The 14,038-nt window shown below is 70.1% G+C and carries 18 protein-coding genes; 7 read left to right on the top strand and 11 right to left on the bottom strand.

The features are described 5' to 3' along the window. Positions 1 to 14: 14 nt before the first annotated feature. Positions 15 to 188 (bottom strand): metallothionein, encoded by a 174-nt coding sequence (locus ASF25_RS04215; RefSeq protein WP_056094491.1) that lies wholly within the window; start codon positions 186 to 188, stop codon positions 15 to 17. Positions 189 to 363: 175 nt separating this feature from the next. On the opposite strand from ASF25_RS04215, the gene ASF25_RS04210 reads away from it, so the two are divergent. Beyond that, a complete protein-coding gene (locus tag ASF25_RS04210; protein ID WP_056174729.1) occupies positions 364 to 615 on the top strand; it encodes a hypothetical protein in 252 nt (83 codons plus the stop codon). A gap of 75 nt (positions 616 to 690) precedes the next feature. Here the strand turns inward: ASF25_RS04210 and ASF25_RS04205 are convergent, their stop codons facing one another. Both ASF25_RS04205 and ASF25_RS04200 read right to left on the bottom strand, forming a co-directional pair. Next, on the bottom strand, positions 691 to 1,065 hold the full coding sequence (locus ASF25_RS04205; protein ID WP_056174727.1) for a DUF6481 family protein: 375 nt from the start codon (positions 1,063 to 1,065) through the stop codon (positions 691 to 693). Between the two features lie 205 nt (positions 1,066 to 1,270). Then, positions 1,271 to 1,480 carry a cold-shock protein gene (locus ASF25_RS04200; protein ID WP_056174725.1) on the bottom strand — a complete coding sequence of 70 codons (210 nt, stop codon included), beginning with the start codon at positions 1,478 to 1,480 and terminating at the stop codon, positions 1,271 to 1,273. Positions 1,481 to 2,271: 791 nt separating this feature from the next. Here ASF25_RS04200 and ASF25_RS04195 point away from each other — a divergent pair. Both ASF25_RS04195 and ASF25_RS04190 read left to right on the top strand, forming a co-directional pair. After that, positions 2,272 to 4,209, top strand: a complete 1,938-nt coding sequence (locus tag ASF25_RS04195; RefSeq protein ID WP_244472893.1) for an autotransporter assembly complex family protein — start codon at positions 2,272 to 2,274, stop codon at positions 4,207 to 4,209. Continuing rightward, a complete protein-coding gene (locus ASF25_RS04190) occupies positions 4,209 to 8,576 on the top strand; it encodes a translocation/assembly module TamB domain-containing protein (RefSeq protein WP_056303450.1) in 4,368 nt (1,455 codons plus the stop codon). Before ASF25_RS04195 ends, ASF25_RS04190 begins: the two co-directional genes overlap by 1 nt. A 22-nt stretch (positions 8,577 to 8,598) precedes the next feature. Here the strand turns inward: ASF25_RS04190 and ASF25_RS04185 are convergent, their stop codons facing one another. After that, positions 8,599 to 8,787 (bottom strand): hypothetical protein, encoded by a 189-nt coding sequence (locus ASF25_RS04185; protein WP_056303448.1) that lies wholly within the window; start codon positions 8,785 to 8,787, stop codon positions 8,599 to 8,601. 149 nt (positions 8,788 to 8,936) lie between these two features. On the opposite strand from ASF25_RS04185, the gene ASF25_RS04180 reads away from it, so the two are divergent. The 4 genes from ASF25_RS04180 (at position 8,937) to ASF25_RS04165 (ending at position 10,597) form a co-directional block, all read left to right on the top strand. Then, entirely contained in the window at positions 8,937 to 9,434 is a 498-nt protein-coding gene (locus ASF25_RS04180; RefSeq protein WP_056174719.1) for a peptide deformylase, read from the top strand. A 44-nt stretch (positions 9,435 to 9,478) separates the two neighbouring features. After that, a complete protein-coding gene (locus ASF25_RS23170; protein WP_200918686.1) occupies positions 9,479 to 9,940 on the top strand; it encodes a hypothetical protein in 462 nt (153 codons plus the stop codon). After that, positions 9,937 to 10,239: a hypothetical protein gene (locus ASF25_RS04170; protein ID WP_244472892.1), complete on the top strand. Its 303-nt coding sequence runs from the start codon at positions 9,937 to 9,939 to the stop codon at positions 10,237 to 10,239. Before ASF25_RS23170 ends, ASF25_RS04170 begins: the two co-directional genes overlap by 4 nt. 115 nt (positions 10,240 to 10,354) lie before the next feature. Beyond that, positions 10,355 to 10,597: a hypothetical protein gene (locus tag ASF25_RS04165; RefSeq protein ID WP_056174715.1), complete on the top strand. Its 243-nt coding sequence runs from the start codon at positions 10,355 to 10,357 to the stop codon at positions 10,595 to 10,597. Between the two features lie 64 nt (positions 10,598 to 10,661). On the opposite strand, the gene ASF25_RS04160 is transcribed toward ASF25_RS04165, so the two are convergent. The 7 genes from ASF25_RS04160 to ASF25_RS04130 all read right to left on the bottom strand — a co-directional run bounded on the left by ASF25_RS04160 (position 10,662) and on the right by ASF25_RS04130 (position 13,992). Beyond that, positions 10,662 to 10,871 (bottom strand): hypothetical protein, encoded by a 210-nt coding sequence (locus ASF25_RS04160; RefSeq protein ID WP_056303442.1) that lies wholly within the window; start codon positions 10,869 to 10,871, stop codon positions 10,662 to 10,664. A 190-nt stretch (positions 10,872 to 11,061) separates the two neighbouring features. Continuing rightward, positions 11,062 to 11,736, bottom strand: coding sequence for an HAD family hydrolase (locus ASF25_RS04155; protein WP_056261697.1), 675 nt, complete (start codon positions 11,734 to 11,736; stop codon positions 11,062 to 11,064). Between the two features lie 122 nt (positions 11,737 to 11,858). After that, positions 11,859 to 12,143: a hypothetical protein gene (locus ASF25_RS04150; protein ID WP_056175060.1), complete on the bottom strand. Its 285-nt coding sequence runs from the start codon at positions 12,141 to 12,143 to the stop codon at positions 11,859 to 11,861. A 197-nt stretch (positions 12,144 to 12,340) separates the two neighbouring features. Next, positions 12,341 to 12,805, bottom strand: a complete 465-nt coding sequence (locus ASF25_RS04145) for a DUF2934 domain-containing protein (protein WP_056303440.1) — start codon at positions 12,803 to 12,805, stop codon at positions 12,341 to 12,343. Positions 12,806 to 12,878: 73 nt separating this feature from the next. Next, a complete protein-coding gene (locus tag ASF25_RS04140) occupies positions 12,879 to 13,139 on the bottom strand; it encodes a hypothetical protein (protein ID WP_056174707.1) in 261 nt (86 codons plus the stop codon). Positions 13,140 to 13,186: 47 nt separating this feature from the next. Further along, a complete protein-coding gene (locus ASF25_RS04135; RefSeq protein ID WP_056174705.1) occupies positions 13,187 to 13,591 on the bottom strand; it encodes a hypothetical protein in 405 nt (134 codons plus the stop codon). Then, the gene (locus ASF25_RS04130) at positions 13,588 to 13,992 is read right to left on the bottom strand and encodes a hypothetical protein (protein WP_056303437.1); all 405 of its coding nucleotides are present in this window, start codon (positions 13,990 to 13,992) and stop codon (positions 13,588 to 13,590) included. Before ASF25_RS04130 ends, ASF25_RS04135 begins: the two co-directional genes overlap by 4 nt. Between the last annotated feature and the right edge of the window lie 46 nt (positions 13,993 to 14,038).

Raw genomic sequence — 14,038 nt, 5'->3', positions numbered from 1 at the left:
CGCCGTCCGGTCGTTCAGCCGTGGCAGGCGCAGCCCGAATGTCCGCAGCCGTCATGGGACGCATGGCCGTCGGCGCAGGCTTCGCAACAGAAGGTCTTTCCGTCCCGCTCGATCCCGGTGCCGGTCTTCACCTTGCAGACGCAGTCGGCGCAGGCACAGGGAACCATCTCGGCGGTCGCATCGGCCATGGGAACAATCCTTCGTTCGCTGAGGGGAGTGAGGACAGTTTCGCCAACGGGACGCCCGGCCGCAAGGCGCGCACGGCCACTGTCGCGAAGATAGTCCCCACCGATGGGGCGAAGCGTGCTAGGGAATGGCCAACCCCGCACGACTCCGTGCCCTGGGCAACTCCATGAGGCCCCAGTGGCGAACGCGTTCAAGAGCGGTGCATCCCAGTCGCGCACGACCGACGATTTCAACGAGCGCGCGAAACGCCTCTCGGAGCGGCTCGGCGCCATCGAGAAGCCCGCCCAGATGAAGCGCGGAAACGCGCCCCGGCGTTCGTTCAAGGCCGGACCGCGCCCCGAGGCCGACACCGAGCCGAAGGGCGAGGTTGCCGAGGGTCAGAACGAAGCCGTCGAGACCAACGAATCCGAGACCGAAACCGAAGCCTGAGCGACGCCGGATCGGACACGAAAAAGGGGCCGATGACACCATCGACCCCTTCCTCTCGATGTCCGAGGCACCCGTTCAGCGGCGCGCCTTGGCTTTGCGGGCGGCGTAACGCGCGTCGCGCGCGGCCTTCTTCTCGACCAGTTCCGCTGCCTTCCGCTCTGCGGCGGCGAGTGCTTCCGCTTCTTCGCGAGCGATCTGCGCCGCGAGTTCGGCCTCTTCGCGGGCCCGCTTTTCTTCCGCGGCCTGGCGCTCGGCGGCGATCCGGGCGGCTTCGCGTTCCCGGGCCCGCTCTTCGCGGGCACGTGCAACGGCGGCTCGGGCCTCGGCTTTCGCAATCATGTCCGGGTCATCCGCCGGGGTGCGGGCCTTGAATTTTTCCAGCAGCATCTGCTTGGCGCTGGCGGAGTTCTTTCGGCGGTCGTCGAAATTCCTGTAGTCGAAGGCGCTCATCTGACCTTTCTCGTGGCATGTCGCGGCCGGACGCACCGCATGGGGTGGGCGACCGTAGGGTGAAACAGAACAGCTGAAAATTCGGGTCGATCGGGGGTGCCAATGCCCCAACGCAGGTGCGGAAGCAACAGAAGCCGCCCGGTGACGAGCGGCTTCCCGTCGGTATGTTGAATCGATGCCTCACCGGGAGGCATCGACGGGAGCCTCAGGCCGCCTGGAGGTTGCCCGCTGATTGCTTGCCGGTGCGACGGTCGCTCTCGATCTCGTAAGAAATCTTCTGCCCCTCGATCAGGTTGCGCATTCCGGCCCGCTCGACGGCGGAGATGTGCACGAACACATCCTTGCTGCCGTCATCCGGCTGGATGAAGCCGTAGCCTTTGGTCTCGTTGAACCATTTCACGGTGCCCGTGCTCATGGCTTATCCTTTCGTCCAGTGAAGTCGTATCTGCCCTTCCCGCACGATGACGCGCGGAACCCAGACCGCAGGTTCGGTGAATTGTGGCGGATCGAGGCAGCATCCCCGCACGGTCCGAAAAGGACCGAGGGAATGCACGAACCCTTTGGGGCGGCCTTGGATCGACAGATCGGATGTATGAAGCCTGCGACGCACAGACAAGGCGCGAAGGCTTGTCGGGTTCCCCGCCGATCCGGGTTTTCGCCCCCACCGACGGCGGCCTGATGGTCTTCCCGCACGACCGCACAATTGTTCGGGCTGGTCTCGGCCGCATGGCGGGTCGTCGTTTCTCGGCGTTGCGCGCAGAACTTCCAAGGATGACTTCCCGAGGATGGTGGCCATCCACCCCAGAGTTGAGGCCTCCCGTTGCGGTTGCCCCGGTGTGGCATGATGGCTACGCTGGATGGCTTCTGCACGACGACGCGCCGAACGGCGTATCTGCCGGGGAACCACGACGATCGGCGGCACGTCACCGATCGGGCAGGATGCTTCACAGCAGGATGCTTCACGATCGTGCGGAGACGGCCATGTCGCGCCTGTTTAACCGCGCGGAGACGGATCGACACGGTTAGTATGGACCGGCATCGAAGCGGGGGCGGGATGACGGCAGCGAACAGGACCGGTCCGAGACCAGTCCGGGAAACGATCGACATGGCAGGACGAACCGGAAGACGGAACGGGATGTGCCGTTCGTGAGAATCGTCTGGTCCGGTTCGCGTCCCGCCGTTGCGCGCGCGCTGGCGTATGCTGCCTTGCCCGTTCTGCTCGGACTCGCCGGCGGTGGGATCGCGGCGCGGCCGGCGGCCGCGTTCGATCTGTTCGGCCTGTTCGGATCCGAAGAGGAGCCCCCGGTTCCGAGCGCCGGTGCCCTGCCCTACACGGTCAAGTTCCAGGGGATCGACGACGACGACGTTCTGCGGGCACTGCAGGACACCTCGACCCTCTATCGCCTGCGTCAGGACGCACCGCCCGACGGCGAGGGGTTGGTGCGCCGGGCCGAGGCCGACCAGCGCCGCCTCGCCGACGTGCTCTCGGGCTACGGCTACTATCAGGGCACGGTGCAGATCCGCATCGATGGGGTCACGCTGACGGGCGAGTCGAGCGTCGCCGCCGCGGCCGGTGCCGCGGAGGGCTCCCGCGCCCGCGCCCTCGTGCCGGTTCGGATCTCCGTCACGGCCGGTCCGCTCTACACCCTGCGCACCGTCGGCGCCCGCGATCCCTCCGGCAGGCCTTTTCCCGAGGAGGTGCTGCCGCCCCGTTTCACCCGTGTGGACAGCGACGTACCGGCGCGTTCCGCGACGGTGCTCGCCCGCGAAGCGAAGATCGTCGATCGCTTCCGGGCGCTGGGTCACCCCTTCGCCAAGGCGGTCTCGCGCGATCCCGTGGTCGACGACACGGCCCACGTCATGGATGTGGGGTTCACCATCGATCCGGGTCCCATCGCGGGCCTCGGGGAGGTCGCGGTGCGGGGCACCACGGGCCTCGATCCGGCGGTGGTGCGCTCGTTCATCTATGCCGAGCCGGGCGATCCCTACTCGCCCAAGGCCATCGCCGACATCCGCCGGTCGGTGGCCAAGGTCGAGGCCTTGGGCTCGATCCGCGTGCGCGAGGGCGAGGCCCTCGATCCCGCCGGCAACCTGCCGATCTTCGTGGACGTGACCGAGCGCGACCACAACCTCATCGGTGTGGCGGCCCGCTACTCCACCGTCGACGGTCCGGGCATCCGTGCCTACTACGCCAACCGGAACCTCTTCGGCGGCGGCGAGACTCTGCGGCTGGACGCCGACGTCTACTACCTCGGCAACGACCTCTATGCGACGCAGCGCAAGCTCGCGGGCATCGATTCCAACGGCCTCGGCGGTCGCCTCTCGGCGACCTTCGTCAAGCCGGCCCTATGGGGCACCCGCAACGACCTCGTCGCCAACCTGTTCGTCGGCCGCGAGGCGCAGCAATCGTACGTCAGCGACGCGGCCGGCGGCACCGTCGGCATCCGCCACCGCTTCTCCGACGCGTTCTTCGCCCAGGTCGGCATCGACGGGCAGGCCGGCCGCTCGCAGGACGCCCTCGGCAAGGTCGACTACCGCCTCGTCGGCGTGCCGGTCTCGGTGAACTACGATTCCACCGACAACCTCCTCGACCCGACGAAGGGGTTTCGGGTGATCGCGTCGGCGACGCCCTATGCGGGCTTCCTCGGCTCGGACCCGTCGATCTTCGTGGCGAAGGCGCAGGGCTCAACCTACTACGCGCTCGACGACGAGGCCCGCTACATCCTCGCCGGCCGCATCGGTTTCGGCTCGATCTCGGGCGCGAACCTCAACGAGATTCCCGCCAACATCCGGTTCTTCGCCGGCGGCGGCGGCTCCGTGCGCGGCTTCCCCTACCGGACGCTCGGTCCGCGCGGTCCGTTCAACCTGCCGATCGGCGGCCGCAGCCTGTTGGAGGCCTCGTTCGAGGCCCGGATCAAGGTCACCGACACCATCGGCGTGGTGCCGTTCTTCGATGCCGGCACCGCCTTCGCGTCGAGCGTTCCCGACTTCGAGGAGCGCATCCGCTACGCGGCGGGGCTCGGCTTGCGCTACTACACCGGCATCGGCCCGATCCGCGTCGACGTCGCCTTCCCCCTGGACCGCATCAAGGGCAACCGCGAGCGCCCCGTGGCCCTCTACATCAGCCTGGGACAATCGTTCTGATGGGATTTTTCGGGGGAGTCCGCGGCCGTCCGACGGCCCGTTCCGCGCGCGGCGGAAAAGCACCGGTCCGCGCCGTCCTGGTGGTGGTGGCCGTCGTGACTCTTGGTCCCGCGGTTCCGACCCACGCGGACGAAGCCGAAAAATCCGTCCTCGGCGGCCTGCTCTCGAAGGCGCTCTCCACCCCCGGCTCGCAGGTCGCGATCGGTGCCGTCGACGGCGCCCTGTCCTCCGACGCCACCATCCGCGATGTCGTCATCAGCGACGCCAACGGCGCCTGGCTGAAGCTCGACAAGGCGCGCCTGGTCTGGCGGCGCCTCGCCCTGTTCTCGGGCCGCCTCGAGATCGACAGCCTCGAGGTCGGCCGCCTCGAGGTTCTTCGCCGCCCCCTGCCCGCTCCCATCTCGGCCAAGCCGGAGCCGGACGGCTCGCTGCTGCCCGACCTGCCGGTGAAGGTCGAGGTGAAGGCGTTCAAGCTCGCCGAACTCGTGCTCGGCGAGGCGTTGGCCGGCCAGCCGGCGCGCCTCGCCGCCGACGGACGGGCCAAGCTCGGCGCCCCGTCCGAGGGGCTCGATCTCGATTTGAAGGTTCGCCGCCTCGACGCGGCCGGCGATTTCACGGCCCGGTTGCTGTTCGTGCCCAAGGGCGAGACCCTGGAGCTCAAGACCACCCTGATCGAGCCGGCGGGCGGATTGCTCTCGAAGGGCGCCAACCTCCCCGGCCATCCGGCGATCAACCTCGACCTCGACGGGCGCGGGACCCTCGATTCGTGGAACGCCCGCCTCGATTTCGATGCCGGACCGGACTTCGGCGCCAAGGGTACGGCCCGGATCTCGCGCATCGGCACCGACCGACGCCTCGCCCTGGACCTCGCCTCGCGCATCGAGGGGCTGCTGCCCGGCCCGGCCGCCGCCGTGTTCTCCGGCACGACGAAGCTCGAAGGGGGCCTGCGCTTCTCCGACAGCGGCGCCTTCGGCATCGACCGGCTCGATCTCACCTCGCGCACGGCGCGCCTCGAAGCGCGCGGGTCCCTGACCCCCGACCGCATCGCAGATTTCATCGTCGCGGCGCGCGCCGTGCCCACGGAGGGCGGGACCACCAAGGCGGGGGACGCCGAACTCGACACCCTCGTGTTCGACGGCAGCCTCAAGGGGCCGATCGCCCGTCCGGCCGTCAACGGCGTGCTGAAGGCCGCCGGCCTGCGCGCCGATGGCAACGCCCTCGACCGGATCGACGCAACCGTCGCCATGGCGCCGACGGGGCCGGATGCCGCGGCGACGCGCTTCGCCCTCAGCGCCGACGCGAAGGTCGAGGGCCTGTCCCTCGCCGACCCGGCCCTGCGCCGCGCCATCGGAGCGCGCGCCGCCCTCGTGTTCCGCGGCACGCTCCAGCCCAGCGGGATCGTCGACGTCGCCCGGTTCGAGATCGACGGGCCGACCGCGCGCGCGACGTATGCGGGCAGTGTCGGCCAGAACACCCTGACGGGGACCGTCGATGCGACGCTCTCCGATCTCGCCGCGTTCTCCGAGGTCGCCGGCCGCTCCCTCGCCGGGAGCCTGACCGCGCAGGCCAAGCTCGGCGGCGACCCCGCCCGCAAGGCCGTGACCGCCGATGTCGATGTCCGGGCCGATCGCCTCGCCCTCTCGGTGCCGGCCCTCGACGGCCTGCTCGGCCGCACCCCACGGTTCACCGGCCGCCTCGCCCAGGTCTACGACGGCTACAGCTTCGACGGCGCACGCCTGGAGGGCGCCGAGATGGTCGCGCGCCTCGACGGCCGCGCCACCGCCCGGATGGCCGACGCCAAGCTCCTGGTCGATCTCAAGGACCTCTCCGTCGTCGATGCCAACCTGTCCGGCCGGGCGCTTCTCGACGGCCGGCTGACCGGCACCCTGGAGAAGCCCGACCTCACCGCGACGGTCACGGGGGACGATTTGCGCGCACAGGGGCGGCCCATCCGCGACCTGCGCCTGGAGGCGACGCTCCGCGACCTCACCGGCGCCCTGGACGGAACCGTGAAGCTGAACGGCGACGTCGCCGGAAAGGCCCTGCGCGGCGACGCCCACCTCGCCCGTCTCCCCCAGGACTGGTCCCTCGACCGCCTCGCCTTCAGCCTCGGCTCCGTTTCCGTCGCTGGGAAGGCCACCGTCGATGCACGCTCCTTTCTCACGGAAGGAAACCTCAGCGTGACGGCGGCGAACCTCGACGACCTCTCGCCCCTGGCCCTTACCGCCCTCGGCGGAAGCCTCGAGGCCGCCGTGAGCCTGTCGCGCATCGGTGGCCTCCAGGATGCCGCGATCCGTGCCAAGGCCGCGTCGCTCCGGGCGGGCACCGTCGGCCTCGCCCGCCTCGATGCCGACCTCACGGGCCGTGACCTTCGCGCCCGCCCCGTCGTCGACGGCCGGGTCGACGCCGACCGGGTGGTGGTCTCCGGCGAGACCCTCGACACCGTGCGCCTCGCGGCCGTCGGAACTCCGAGCGCCAGCGACATCACCTTGACGGCGAAGGCGCGCGGCTTCGACCTCGACGGCGCCGCGCGCCTCGTCCCCGCCGATCGGACCCGGATCGAACTCGCCCGCTTCTCGGCCACGCGCGGCGGCGACCGTCTCGCCCTCGCCGGGCCCGCAACCATCACCCTCGCGAACGGCGGCGCGCTCATCGACAACCTCGTGATCGCCGCCGGGTCGGGTCGGGTCAGCCTGTCGGGCCAGGCCGGATCGCGCCTGGACCTCAAGCTCGGCCTCCGCGCCGTACCGCTCGCCATGGCGCGCATCGCAGCCCCGAGCCTCGCCCTCACCGGCACCCTCGACGGCGAAGCGGATCTCCGGGGCACGTCGCAGCGGCCGGAGGGACACTACGCCCTGACCCTGTCCCGCCTCGTGACGCCCGAGACCCGCAAGGCCGGCCTGCCTCCCATCGACGCCAAGGCGAGCGGGACCCTCTCGGACGGGCGCGCCGGCATCGAGGGGCGCGTCTCGGCCGGGCGCGGCGCCGAGATGACCGTCTCGGGGTCTGTCCCGGTGGCGGCCGGCGAGGCCATCGCGCTGAAGCTCCGCGGCACCCTGGAGGCCGCCCTCGCCAATTCGATGCTCAGCGTCGGCGGTCAGCGCGTCACGGGTCGCGTCGCCCTCGATGCCGGGGTGTCCGGCACCCTCGCGGCCCCCCGCGCGGACGGGGCCGCGACGCTCACGGGCGGGTCCTTCACCGACCCGCTCCAGGGCATCCGGCTCACCAACATCGAGGGCCGCGTCACCGGACGCGGCGACACCCTGGTGGTCGAGCGCCTGACCGCCCTGACCCGCAACGGCGGCACGTTGCGGGCCGATGGACGCGTCGCCCTCCAGCCTGCGGCGGGCTTTCCCGGCAGCCTGCGCCTCAATGCCGAACGGGCCGAACTCGTCTCCAGCCCGCTGATGACGGCGGTGGCGAGCCTCAACCTCGCCCTCACCGGTCCCCTCGCCAGGACCCCGAAGGTGTCCGGCCGCGTCGATCTCGTCTCCGTCGATGTCACGGTGCCGGATCGCCTGCCCGCGAGCGTGAAGCCCTTGGAGGGGGTACGCCACGTCAACACCCCGCCGGACGTCCGCGCCCGCCTCGCCGCCCGTGCCGACCGCAAGGCCGCCGTCGCTGCGGCCGGACGCCGGCGGGGCAAGGCCGCCCCCCCCTTCGACGCCACCCTCGATGTGGCGGTGAACGCGCCCAACCGCATCTTCGTGCGGGGACGCGGCATCGATGCCGAGCTCGGCGGGGCGCTGCGCCTCACCGGATCCTCGCGCGACCCCGTCGCGACGGGCGATTTCGAGATGCGGCGCGGCCGTCTCAGCGTCGTCGGCCAGCGCCTCGATTTCACCCGGGGACGCCTGACCTTCGGCGGCGAAATCGCGCAGCCGGATCTGGATTTCCTGGCCGAGACCAAGGCCGCCGAGATCACCGCCCGCATTGCCGTGACGGGCCCCGCGAGCCAGCCGGCATTCGCCATCACTTCGGACCCGACCCTGCCGCAGGACGAGGTGCTGTCGCGCCTGCTGTTCAAGAAGGCGTCCGGCGGCCTGTCGCCGTTCCAGGCCCTGCAGCTCGCCCAGGCCGTGGCCCAGTTCTCGGGGGGCGCCGGCGGCGTCGATGTGTTCGAGCAGGCCCGCAAGGGGCTCGGCCTCGACAGCCTGGACATCTCGACGGGGGCGAGCGGCGGGCCGGCCGTCGGTGCCTCTCGCTATCTCAGCGACCGGCTCAGCGTCGGCGTGAAGGCCGGTGCCAAGCCGGCCGACACGGCGGCCACCGTCGATTACGACGTGACGCGCCGCATCAAGATCCAGGGTGAAGCCGGCAGCGACGGCCGTACCGCCGTCGGCGTTGGGGCCGAGTGGGAGTACTGACCGGCGGAGTCGCTCGCCGGCGCTAGCGCATCAGCCAGAGCGACTGCCCGAACCCGCTCAAGGGCGCGTGGAAATGCGTCACCAGCACGATGGCCCAGAGCAGCCCGAGCACGCTGGTCAGGCTGAGGAGGATCACCTCGCCGTACTCGTGGGCGCCGCGCCGGGCGCCGTTCGTCGTCGGAGCTTTTGCATCGTGCCGGGTGCGCGCCATTCGGTATCCTCATCGTTGCCCCGTCACCGTCCGAAGCGGTGACGTTCGGATACCGCCGCAAGGGCCGCGCCATCACACCGGCCCATCCCTACGTCGAGGGCAGGTGAGATCAGCCCTGCCTGCACCCCTTCTCGCACCGGAGTCGCGCCGTGCCCGCTCGATCCCTCCTGTTCTACCCGGACCCACGCCTGCGCCTGCCCGCCGAACCGGTCCGCGTCTTCGACGATTCCCTGCGCAGTGCCGCCGCCGATCTGTTCGAAGCTCTGAAGGCCGTGTCGGCGCTCGGTCTCACGCTGCCCCATCTCGGACGCGCGCAACGGGTGATGGTGGTTCGACTGGAGCCCGGTGATCCCGCGACCACCTACGTGAATCCCGAGATCGTCTGGACTTCGCCCGAGCGCGCGCCGCAGATGGAGGGCAGCGTCTCGATGCCGGGCGTCACCGATCTGGTCGATCGCGCGACCCAGGTCCGCCTTCGCTACCGGGACCTCGACGGAGCCGAGCAGGAGGAGAGCGCGGCCGGGTTCCGCGCCGCCTGCCTCCAGCACGAGGTCGACCAGCTCGACGGCATCTTCTGGATCGACCGTCTGTCGCGCCTGCGCCGGGAGCGCGCGGTGAAGCGCTTCGGCAAGCTTCGGCGGCCCTGATCCCGATGTTCCGCCCGCGCCGCGCCCATGATACGCCGTTGGCCATGCGGTTCGCCCTTTCGATGCTCCTGCTGTGCTCGGCTGCCGTCGCGGCCCCCGCCCCCGTCGCGGCCCCCGCGGCGCCGGCCGTCATCGGCTGCGCCTCGCTCGCGAATTTGCGCATTCTGTTGCGGCAGACCGCCAACGATCCGGCTAAGGCGGCCGCCCATCTCTCCGACGACAAGGCCGATCACCTCGGGTGCGCGATCCTCGGGCGCGAGACCGTGGTGGCCCTCGCGGATCATGCCGCCCTCAACGGACACGCCTACGACTGCGTCACGGTGCGCGGAACCAGCGTGTGCCAATGGACCATCGCCGGGTCCGTCGCACCGGCCGAGCCGACGCGTCCGGGCCGCCGGACCCAATCCGAGACCGGCAAGGCCGCATCCGGCAAGACTACGATGGACAAGACCACGATGGACAAGACCGCGACGGACAAGGGAACACAGGACAAGGCACCGCGATGAGACGAATCCTCGGAGCCATGGGCGCCCTGATGCTGGTTCTCACGGGAAGCGCACGGGCCGCGCCCGAGCCCGCACAGCCGGTCGTCGCCTGCGAAACCCTGGTCGGGCTCCGTCTGTTGATGGGCGATGGCGGCACCGACCATGCGGCGGCCGTCACGCGCCTCCCCCGGCATTCCGGCTGCCGCCTCGTCGCGCGCGACAGAGTGGGGGCGGCCGAGCAGAGGGCGATGATCGGTGGGGCGCCGTTCGAATGCCTGACACTTTCGGACGCGGGTCGATGCGCCTGGGTGATGCCCTGATCCTGCGGTTTCGGTGATCCGCACTCGGTTGCGGCCAAGGTTCTGCTACGCTCGTTCCGAACGACGGGGGAACCTCACAATGATCAGGATCGGCGGGCGTGTTGCAGGGATCGTGATGGCTGCGGCCATTCTCGGCGGATTTGCCGGATCGGGGCATCCAGCCCTCGCCCAGGGGGCGTCCACGCCGATCCAGAGCCCGCAGGATGCGGCGTGTCGCAACGAGGCCCGGGCGAAGGTGTTCGTGACGCCGGACCCGAAGGGACTCGGTCTCTATGCCATCGGCCGCCAGATCTACATGTCGTGCATGCGGCGCCTGCAACCCGCCGCCACGCGGCGCGTGCGTGATCGCAGACGCTAGGAGTGGACTGTATCCGGGACGGCTCGGCCGCGCCGCAGGATGGCGCGGACCCGGATCGAATCGATCAGGCGCTCAAGGGGGCACCGATGCGGGCGCGGAGCTGATGACGCAGATTCTGGTTCGCCGTCGCGTCGGCGTCGAGGGCGGACATCAGACGCAGGAGGCGGCTGATGGGCGTCGAACGATCCTCGACCGCCGCAGCGATGAGGTCCTGCAGCGGCGTCTGCTCGCAGGGAAATTGGGTGGTCTCGCTCGAAATGGCCGACTGGAGCATGGGTCCACGAATCCGTCGCTGTGATCAGGCTAATCCCGCGCGGCTCGCTACGCCATGACGCGGTGCGGCGCCACCCCCTTTTTGCCGCCTATCCATAGCCGGCATGGAATTTCGGGCGCGCACACCCGTACACGCGTGAAATCCGTGGATATCCATGTGTGGGAAAGCACGCGAACCCCGTCCGTCCGCCTCACCGCGCCAGGGGCGATTCGGCGTAGCGATCGCAGAGGTCCTGCGGATCGGATGCGACGGCGATGCAGCCCGACGCGCGCAGCTCGGCCTCGGAGACACCACCGCACAGGACGCCGATGGTGGGCAGGCCGGCCTTTGCGGCGGCCTGAACATCGTAGGCCGTGTCGCCCACCACCATGCTCTGCCAGGCGTTCAGAGGCGCGAGCTTGGCGAGCGCCGACGCGAAGATGTCCGGAAACGGCTTCGAGCGTTCGGCGTCGTCGGAGGTGGTGGTGACGGAAACGAGATCGGCAATCCCGAGCAGATCCTTGTAATGCGCCACTTCGTCCGCCTTTCCCGACGACGCCAGCGCGATGGTCTGACCTTCGGCCCTGATCCGCTCGAACAATGGGCGGACGCCCGGAAACGGCCGGACCTTGTCGAGGAACGCGCGCTTGAACAGGTCGGACCGATAGGCCTCCATGGCTTCGCCCTCGCGCTTCACCCGGATCCGATCGACGAACATCGGGAGAAGCTGATCGCCGCCCTTGCCGATCTGGGCTCGGACCTTCGCGTGCTCCGTCTCGATGCCGAAATGGGCGAACGCCTCGACCCAGGCCTGGGCGTGGAGATCGACGCTATCGAGAAGCGTCCCGTCGATATCGAAGATCACCGCCTTGACCGCCGACGCCATCTATTCTGCCCCCAAACGATCGGCAGGGCGCGCATCCGAGCGGGACGCGCCGGCCGAGCCGTCGATGCAGCCGAACGGCTGGCGTGGGCCGACGTTCCGTCGCGACGCGAAGATCGACCGTTTCAGCGCGGGACGATGTGCAGGCCGTCATCCGGCAGGAGGTTGCGGGCCGGCCCCCCGGTCTGCTGGCCACGGCCCTGCTGATAGTAGGGCAGCTCGGGACGACGGTCGTTGTCGCTGCCCGAGTCGTATTCGTAGGGCCGGCTCCACGGCGCGCGACCGCCGACGCCCGCCACGGTTTCGACCTCGCCGGGGATCGGGGCGGTGCCGTAGCCATACGGCGTCGCCTGCGCCGCCACCGGGACGACGATCGCCGCGGCGACGAGGGTGGACAGCAGAGCCTTCATGATCGACCTCGCATTCCGGGCCGTGGCCTGGAGCCCGGCCAAGGATCGTTCGAGGGCTCAACGCCACGCTTGATCCCGGTGTTCCCAAGTCGGTGAAACGGCGAAGCCCGCCACCCTGGTCGGGCAGCGGGCTTCGAGGATGTCGGGAATGGAGGCCGGTTCTCGGCATGGGCCGATGCCGACATGAAGACGCGTCGTTAGTGCATGACCACGCTGGTTTCGGCGCTGAACGCCTTGGAGCGGGCCGCGGCCACCTTGGACGTGGTGGTCTTCGGGACGGTGGTCTTCGGGGCGGTGGTCCGAGCGGCCGCGGCCTTGGCGGAGGCCGTCTTCGTCGCTGCCGTCTTGGTGGAAGCCGGTTTGGTCGAAGCGGTCTCCTTGCCGGGTGCCTTGGCGACCTTGGCGGCGGGGGCCTTCGCCGGCTTTGCCGTCTCGACTGCCTTGGCGGCGGCGCTGCGGGTGCCGGTCTTGGGCTTCAGGGCGCGGGCGGGGCTCGGAGCGAGGCTGATCTTGGCGGCAACCGGACGAACCTGGACGGGCCTGTCGGCGACGAGTTCACGCTCCGCCCGGAGCCAATGATCGGTGGCGTGGCCGTAAACCCGGCCCTCGCCCTCCCAGATGAAGTAGGCGCGCTCGCGCACCTGCTGCTCGAAAGGATGCATCGCGTTCTCCTCGTGGATTCGACGAGAACGATGAAAGGGCACGGTTAACGCCGGGTTAACCGTGCCGCGCGCCTCACCCCTTGGCCAAGCGCCGGGCATTGGCCCGGACCTTCCGCCGATACCCGGCCATCACCTTGGCCGTCGAACCACCGCGAGCCAGCAGCAGCGCCGCTTCGTTCGCGGCCGTGATCTTCTCGCTGACCATGCGATGCGCTTCCACCTGAGCGGAATTCCCACCCGCAGCGAGCTTGGCCAGCCGAAGGCCGATCACCTGCTGGGATTCCATCGCCAGCAGGGTCGCGTCGAGACCGAGTTTCCACCAAGCGCCGAACATGCCACCCACCCCAGTCAAGTCTTCGGCGGCGAGAGCCGCTCCGGGTTTCAGTCGAACGAACGGCCCTTCGCGGCGGAGCCGCCGAGGCTGATCTTCTTCGGGGGCGATCCGGCGAGGCTGATCTTGCGGGCGGGCGCGGGGGCGGCCTCCGTTGGGACGGCCGGACGCGCCGGCTTCATGCGCGACTGTCCGTAGACCACGGAGCCGATCTCGCCGGCGACGCGCACGAGATCCTCGCGCTCGCAGGCCCGGGCCACGGTCAGGCCGAGCTGGTGCATGTGGCTCTTGCCGTAGAGGTAGACGGCGAGCTTGGAGCGTGTCGGTTCGGCGATTGTGGCGAGCAGTTCGGGCAGATCGTCGGCGTCGGCCCGATAGACCTCGCCGAGAAGGTCGAGGGAGACCGGGCAGGCCGGATCCGCGACGGGACCGCTGGTGGGATGGGATTGCGTCATGGAGCACCTGTCTGTGCGAAGGGGGAAGACGTGGCCGGGGCCGCCGCGACGGGAGCCGGGGTTGCCTCGACGGGGGTCGGAGAAGGTGGTGCGGCGGGCGGGCGAACCGGGGCGAGGCAGCCGGTGCAGACCGACGCGATGGCGATACGGGCGCGCTGATCGGCCCGCGCCCACACCGCCTCGTTGCGGGCCCGGGCCTGTCGGACCTCCTCGTCCGTCATCGGTCCCGATCCCGCGCCGAGATTGCGCGGCGCCTCGCCGGGCGGTCGGATCCGGAGAAGCAGCGGCGCCTGCTCCCGGGCGTCGAGCGCTTCCTGCGCGGCCGCAGGCGGGATCGCCGCGACGAGACCGATGCTTCCGGTCGCCAGGAGGGTGAAGCGGGCGAGGATCGAACGGCGCATCGGCTCCCCGTCGGCGGCTGTGAGGGCGGACGATCGCCACCCTATG

Origin of the sequence: Methylobacterium sp. Leaf100 (assembly GCF_001422845.1) — a bacterium.
GTDB lineage: Bacteria > Pseudomonadota > Alphaproteobacteria > Rhizobiales > Beijerinckiaceae > Methylobacterium.
The sequence above is the reverse complement of the archived record's forward strand: the minus strand, read 5'-3'. Positions and strand labels throughout refer to the sequence as shown.

Bases quoted from the DNA above. Each gene is read 5' to 3' on its own strand.
- ASF25_RS04160 (WP_056303442.1), bottom strand. From the start codon at position 10,871: ATGCTCCAGTCGGCCATTTCGAGCGAGACCACCCAATTTCCCTGCGAG.
- ASF25_RS04215 (WP_056094491.1), bottom strand. From the start codon at position 188: ATGGCCGATGCGACCGCCGAGATGGTTCCCTGTGCCTGCGCCGACTGC.
- ASF25_RS23170 (WP_200918686.1), top strand. From the start codon at position 9,479: ATGCGGTTCGCCCTTTCGATGCTCCTGCTGTGCTCGGCTGCCGTCGCG.
- ASF25_RS04155 (WP_056261697.1), bottom strand. From the start codon at position 11,736: ATGGCGTCGGCGGTCAAGGCGGTGATCTTCGATATCGACGGGACGCTT.
- ASF25_RS04200 (WP_056174725.1), bottom strand. From the start codon at position 1,480: ATGAGCACGGGCACCGTGAAATGGTTCAACGAGACCAAAGGCTACGGC.
- ASF25_RS04165 (WP_056174715.1), top strand. From the start codon at position 10,355: ATGGCTGCGGCCATTCTCGGCGGATTTGCCGGATCGGGGCATCCAGCC.
- ASF25_RS04150 (WP_056175060.1), bottom strand. From the start codon at position 12,143: ATGAAGGCTCTGCTGTCCACCCTCGTCGCCGCGGCGATCGTCGTCCCG.
- ASF25_RS04135 (WP_056174705.1), bottom strand. From the start codon at position 13,591: ATGACGCAATCCCATCCCACCAGCGGTCCCGTCGCGGATCCGGCCTGC.
- ASF25_RS04205 (WP_056174727.1), bottom strand. From the start codon at position 1,065: ATGAGCGCCTTCGACTACAGGAATTTCGACGACCGCCGAAAGAACTCC.
- ASF25_RS04140 (WP_056174707.1), bottom strand. From the start codon at position 13,139: ATGTTCGGCGCTTGGTGGAAACTCGGTCTCGACGCGACCCTGCTGGCG.
- ASF25_RS04130 (WP_056303437.1), bottom strand. From the start codon at position 13,992: ATGCGCCGTTCGATCCTCGCCCGCTTCACCCTCCTGGCGACCGGAAGC.
- ASF25_RS04190 (WP_056303450.1), top strand. From the start codon at position 4,209: ATGGGATTTTTCGGGGGAGTCCGCGGCCGTCCGACGGCCCGTTCCGCG.
- ASF25_RS04185 (WP_056303448.1), bottom strand. From the start codon at position 8,787: ATGGCGCGCACCCGGCACGATGCAAAAGCTCCGACGACGAACGGCGCC.
- ASF25_RS04170 (WP_244472892.1), top strand. From the start codon at position 9,937: ATGAGACGAATCCTCGGAGCCATGGGCGCCCTGATGCTGGTTCTCACG.
- ASF25_RS04145 (WP_056303440.1), bottom strand. From the start codon at position 12,805: ATGCATCCTTTCGAGCAGCAGGTGCGCGAGCGCGCCTACTTCATCTGG.